Origin of the sequence: Kocuria sp. NPDC057446 (assembly GCF_042802875.1) — a bacterium.
In the GTDB taxonomy this organism is placed as follows: Bacteria; Actinomycetota; Actinomycetes; order Actinomycetales; family Micrococcaceae; genus Kocuria.
In genome coordinates this window covers 1-4,798 of sequence record NZ_JBHVDI010000219.1, presented here as the reverse complement: position 1 = coordinate 4,798, position 4,798 = coordinate 1, and the positions used below count along the sequence as shown (strand labels likewise).

Annotated in this window: 5 protein-coding genes and 1 tRNA gene; 5 read left to right on the top strand and 1 reads right to left on the bottom strand. The window is 74.0% G+C overall.

What is annotated here, in order from left to right:
• Positions 1-107: 107 nt before the first annotated feature.
• The 4 genes from ACFU0Y_RS17155 to ACFU0Y_RS17140 all read left to right on the top strand — a co-directional run bounded on the left by ACFU0Y_RS17155 (position 108) and on the right by ACFU0Y_RS17140 (position 2,816).
• Positions 108-1,115, top strand: a complete 1,008-nt coding sequence (locus ACFU0Y_RS17155) for a DMT family transporter (RefSeq protein ID WP_380216015.1) — start codon at positions 108-110, stop codon at positions 1,113-1,115.
• On the top strand, positions 1,112-2,365 hold the full coding sequence (locus tag ACFU0Y_RS17150; protein ID WP_380216013.1) for a glycosyltransferase: 1,254 nt from the start codon (positions 1,112-1,114) through the stop codon (positions 2,363-2,365). Before ACFU0Y_RS17155 ends, ACFU0Y_RS17150 begins: the two co-directional genes overlap by 4 nt.
• Before the next feature lie 33 nt (positions 2,366-2,398).
• A tRNA-Ile gene (locus ACFU0Y_RS17145) sits at positions 2,399-2,472 on the top strand.
• Positions 2,473-2,600: 128 nt separating this feature from the next.
• Positions 2,601-2,816, top strand: coding sequence for a hypothetical protein (locus tag ACFU0Y_RS17140; protein ID WP_380216011.1), 216 nt, complete (start codon positions 2,601-2,603; stop codon positions 2,814-2,816).
• Here the strand turns inward: ACFU0Y_RS17140 and ACFU0Y_RS17135 are convergent.
• Positions 2,798-3,397, bottom strand: a complete 600-nt coding sequence (locus ACFU0Y_RS17135; protein ID WP_380216009.1) for a M23 family metallopeptidase — start codon at positions 3,395-3,397, stop codon at positions 2,798-2,800. The two genes, ACFU0Y_RS17140 and ACFU0Y_RS17135, sit on opposite strands and share 19 nt — an antisense overlap.
• Before the next feature lie 436 nt (positions 3,398-3,833).
• Between ACFU0Y_RS17135 and rpsB the strand changes: the two genes are divergently transcribed.
• The gene (gene rpsB / locus ACFU0Y_RS17130; protein ID WP_380216007.1) at positions 3,834-4,724 is read left to right on the top strand and encodes a 30S ribosomal protein S2; all 891 of its coding nucleotides are present in this window, start codon (positions 3,834-3,836) and stop codon (positions 4,722-4,724) included.
• Positions 4,725-4,798 lie beyond the last annotated feature (74 nt).

Here is a 4,798-nt window from a genome sequence, read left to right as displayed (position 1 = left end):
GGCTTCCGGGCCTTCGCCGTGCGTTCACCCGAGATCCACGCGCCACGGGGCGGCCGGGCGGGCCGGGTCGATAGAATCCCGGGCGTGACGAGAGATCGGTGGGTGCCATGAGCCAGTGGTTGGCGGTCGCCCTGGCGCTGCTCTCGGCCGTGTGCCTGGCCGTCGGGACGCAGCAGCAGAGCAGCGCCGTGGCCGACGTCGCGCAGGGACGGCTGGGCCTGCGCAACGTCCCCGAGCTGCTGCGCCGTCCCCGCTGGCTGCTGGGCCTGGGTCTGCTGGGCGCGGGCACCGGCCTCAACGTCACCGCGCTCGGACTGGCCACCGTGACGGTGGTCCAGCCGATCGGCGTCGTGGCCCTGGTCATCACCACGCTGCTGCACGCCCGGCACCGCCGGCTGCGGATCAACCGGCGCACCTGGACGGCGATCGGGCTGTGCACCGCGGGCGGCGCGGTCTTCGTGACGTGCGCCGTGGCGGCGACCGACCCCGCGCAGGGCGTTTCGCAGTGGGCGGAGCACACCGTGGTGGTCATGCTCGTGGTGCTGACCTGCGTCCTGGGGGTCTCCGCCGCGATGTTCGGCCGCATCCTGGGCGGGACGTTCTACGTGGTGGGCGCCGGAATCCTCTACGGCTTCGTGGCGGTGCTGGTGCGGATGACCCTCATCCGGATCCAGGGCAGTGCCGGGACACCTCTCGACGACGTCAACTGGCTCGCGGTGGGCAGCGCGCTCGTCGCGGCCGTGCTCGGCGGGTGGTTCGTGCAGACGGCGTTCGCCGCGGGACCCCCGGACCTCGTGATCGCGGGCCTGACCGTGATCGACCCCATGGTGGGGGTCCTCCTGGGGCTGCTGGTCCTGGGCGAAGCGGCCCCGGGGTTCTCCGTCCCGGTCGGGATGCTCATGGCCGGCGCAGGCGGCGTTGCTATAGTCGGGGTCGCCGTGCTCTCGCAGCACCACCCGGAGGTGCTCGAGCGCCGCGCCGAGCTCGCACGGCAGGACCGGGCGCAGCAGGTGCCGGGCTCCTCGGCACAGTGTCCCGCGGCATCCGAGGGCCCCGCCCGCGGCCGCGCGGCGCACCACCGCCCAGCACACGACCGACCGGGAAGACACGCTTGAGCGCCCACACCGCGACCACCGACCACCCCCTGACCGTCCTCCTGGGCCCCGAGACCTATCCGCCGGACGTCAACGGAGCAGCGCAGTTCGCGCACCGTCTCGCGCGGGGCCTGCACGAGCAGGGCCACCGGGTGCACGTCGTGTGCGCCCGCCCCGAGCCCGGGCCGTCGTCCGTGGCCCAGGACGACGGCGTGGTCGAGCACCGCCTCCGCTCCCACCGGGCGTTCACCCACCCCTATTTCCGCTTCTGCTTCCCGTGGCAGGTCGCCGGGGAAATACGTCGGGTGCTCGACGAGGTGCGCCCCGACGTCGTCCACGTCCAGTGTCACTACATCATCGGCCGGCTGCTCGTGCGGGAGTCCCGGCGGCGGGGCATCCGGATCGTGGGCACCAACCACTTCGTCCCCGAGAACCTGGAGCCGTTCCTGCCGTTCCCGGCCTGGGTGCTCAACCGGTACCGCGCGGTGTCCTGGCGTGACATGGTCCGGGTGTTCGGCGCCTGCGACGTGGTGACCGCTCCCACCCCGCTCGCGGTTGACGACATGCGCCGCAACGGCTTCCCCGACACCGTGCTCGCCGTGTCCAACGGGATCAGGATCGCGGACTACGAGGCCCACGAGGGCGAGCGGCCGCGACCGGCGGGGCCCCCCACCGTGCTCTACACCGGCCGGCTGGCGGTCGAGAAGAACGTCGACGTGCTCATCGAGGCCCTCTCCCTGCTGCCCGCCGAGCTGGACGCCCGTCTGGAGATCGTGGGCGACGGCGAGCAGCGCCCGGCGCTCGAGAAGCTGGCGCGGGGCCTCGGGGTGGAAGGGCGGGTCCGCTTCCTGGGCTACGTCCCCGACGAGGAGCTTCGTGCGGCGTACCTCCGGGCCGACGTGTTCTGCCAGCCCGGCACGGCCGAGCTGCAGTCGCTGGTCACCCTCGAGGCGATGGCGGCGTCCCGGCCCGTGGTCCTCGCCGACGCACGGGCGCTGCCGCACCTGGCCGAGGACGGCGTCAACGGCTGGCTCTTCGCCCCCGGCGACGCGCGTGACCTGGCCGGCAAGCTCGCCCTCGTGCTGGACGCCCCGCCCGAGGAGCGCGCGCGGATGGGCCGCGAGAGCCGCCGCAAGGTCGCCCAGCACAGCTTCCCGCGCACCCTGGAGACCTTCCTGCGGCTCTACCGGGGGAACCGTCCCGAGCCCGCGCGCCCCAGCACCGCGAGACCGCGGCGGATCCGGCGGCGGCTGGCCGCGCTCGTGCGGTAACGTGGTGCTGCGCCGCCGGGCCCGTCCCGGTGCGGGGCCGTAGCTCAGCCGGTCAGAGCAGAGGACTCATAATCCTTCGGTCGTGGGTTCAAGCCCCACCGGCCCTACTCCTCACCCCTCCTCCCGGCCGTCTCCCGGGGGAGGGGTGCTCGCGTTCCCCCGGGATGCGCGTCCCCCGGGGGATGTGGTGCACTGGGACTCCGCGCCGCGCACCACCCGTCGAGAGGATCCCGAGATGAGCCGCCGCACACCGTGGAGCCTCCTGTCCGCCGCCGTCCTGGTGCTCGCCGCCCTGACCGGCTGCGACACCACGCAGGAGGACGTCGAGCAGGGCGCCGACCAGGTCCAGCAGGAGGTCGAGGAGGGCGCCGACCAGGTCCGGGAGGGCGCCGAGGACGTCGTCGACGACGTCGAGCAGGGCGTCGAGGACGCTCAGGACGGCGAGGGCTGAGCCGCGGCCCGCAGCCGTTCGGGCACGGGCAGCAGCACGGAGGGCTCGAGCGCGCCGACGAACTGCAGCGGATTGACGTAGTCGCCGTCCCGGCGCACGCCCCAGTGCAGGCAGGTCCCCGGGTCGCAGTGGCCGCGGCCGCGCAGCACCCCCACGACCTGTCCGCGGCGCACCCGCTCCCCGGTGACCAGGTCCGACTCGACGGGCTCGAAGCTCGAGCGCAGACCCCCGCCGTGGTCGAGCGTGAGCACCGGACGGTCCACCACGAACCCCACGAAGCTCACGGTTCCCGCCGCCGGGGCGCGCACGCTCGCGCCCGGGCCTGCGTCCAGGTCCACGCCCCGGTGGCCCCGAGACCACCGCTGGGCGGGCGGAGCCCACTCGCCCACCACCACCGCCGGGCGCGGCGACAGGGGCCACGCCCACCCCGCCGCCGCCGAACCGGGGGAGGGCAGGGCGGCCCCGAGCACGAGCACCAGCAGCAGCGCCCGGGACCGCACGCTGCCGGGGCCCGGCCCCCGGGGGCGCGCAGGGCTCGGGCTGCGGAACGGACGGGAGAGCGGGAGGCCTCGGACGCGCATGTCCCCACTGTCGGCGCCGGGGCCCGGGGACGGGACGTCCCCGACCGGGCTGTGGACCGGCGAGGGACGCCTGCCTCCGCCCCGGCCGTGTGCAGGGCGGACAGGGCCCTGTAGTACACTCGATCCCGCAGTGTGCTCTCTGTGCCCTCGCGGCACGCCCTCGCGACCACCCCGGACCCGGCCCCGATGCCGGATCCGACGGCGCGGTGGCGAGCAGCTGACTTCGCGCGCAGCGCCACCGGGACCTCCTGTCCCGGTCCGGCCGCCCCGGTCCGCGTTCCCCGTCCCGGCGGGGTGCGGCACGGCGGCCGGGAGACGGACCCGCAGGGTCCGCCCACCGCTGCGCCAGGGGCTCGTCCGCCGGACGCAGCCGAGAACCGAACCCGCGGGCCGGGCGTCGTCGCACGCCCTCCCGCACGAGAGACCAGGAGACGACATGTCCGTCGTTACCATGCGCCAGCTCCTCGACAGCGGCGTGCACTTCGGCCACCAGACCCGCCGCTGGAACCCGAAGATGAAGCGCTTCATCTTCACCGAGCGCAACGGCATCTACATCATTGACCTCCAGCAGTCGCTGTCCTTCATCGACCGCGCCTACGAGGCCGTCAAGACCACCGTGGCCCACGGCGGCACCATCCTCTTCGTCGGCACCAAGAAGCAGGCCCAGGAGGCCATCGCCGAGCAGGCCACCCGCGTGGGCATGCCCTACGTGAACCACCGCTGGCTCGGCGGCATGCTCACGAACTTCGCCACGGTCTCCAAGCGCATCGAGCGCATGAAGGAGCTCGAGGAGATCGACTTCGACGACGTCGCCGGCTCGCAGTACACCAAGAAGGAGCTCCTGCTCCTGCGCCGCGAGAAGGAGAAGCTGGAGCGCACCCTCGGCGGCATCCGCAACCTGACCAAGGCCCCGTCCCTGATCTGGATCGTGGACACCAAGAAGGAGCACCTCGCGGTGGACGAGGCCCAGAAGCTGGGCATCCCCGTCGTCGCGATCCTCGACACCAACTGCGACCCCGACGAGGTCGCCTTCCCGATCCCGGGCAACGACGACGCCATCCGCTCCGTCAACCTGCTGACCCGCGTGATCGCCGACGCCGTGGCCGAGGGCCTCATGGAGCGCCACAACAAGAAGTCCGGCGGCGCCGACCAGGCCGCCGAGCCGATGGCCGAGTGGGAGCGCGAGCTGCTCGAGCAGCACGCCGCCGAGCAGACCGCCGCGACCGAGGCCCCGGCCGAGACCGCCGCGCCGGCGGAGGCCGAGACCGCCGCCGCGACCGAGGCCCCGGCCGAGACGGCCGCCGAGACCGAGACCGCCGCCGAGTAGTCTCCGTCCACCGTCCGATCCACCCGGCGGGGCAGCGTCCCCGCCCGAGGCCGGCCGGGGCGGGCCTGCGCCTG

Bases quoted from the DNA above. Each gene is read 5' to 3' on its own strand.
- ACFU0Y_RS17155 (WP_380216015.1), top strand. From the start codon at position 108: ATGAGCCAGTGGTTGGCGGTCGCCCTGGCGCTGCTCTCGGCCGTGTGC.
- rpsB (WP_380216007.1), top strand. From the start codon at position 3,834: ATGTCCGTCGTTACCATGCGCCAGCTCCTCGACAGCGGCGTGCACTTC.
- ACFU0Y_RS17140 (WP_380216011.1), top strand. From the start codon at position 2,601: ATGAGCCGCCGCACACCGTGGAGCCTCCTGTCCGCCGCCGTCCTGGTG.
- ACFU0Y_RS17135 (WP_380216009.1), bottom strand. From the start codon at position 3,397: ATGCGCGTCCGAGGCCTCCCGCTCTCCCGTCCGTTCCGCAGCCCGAGC.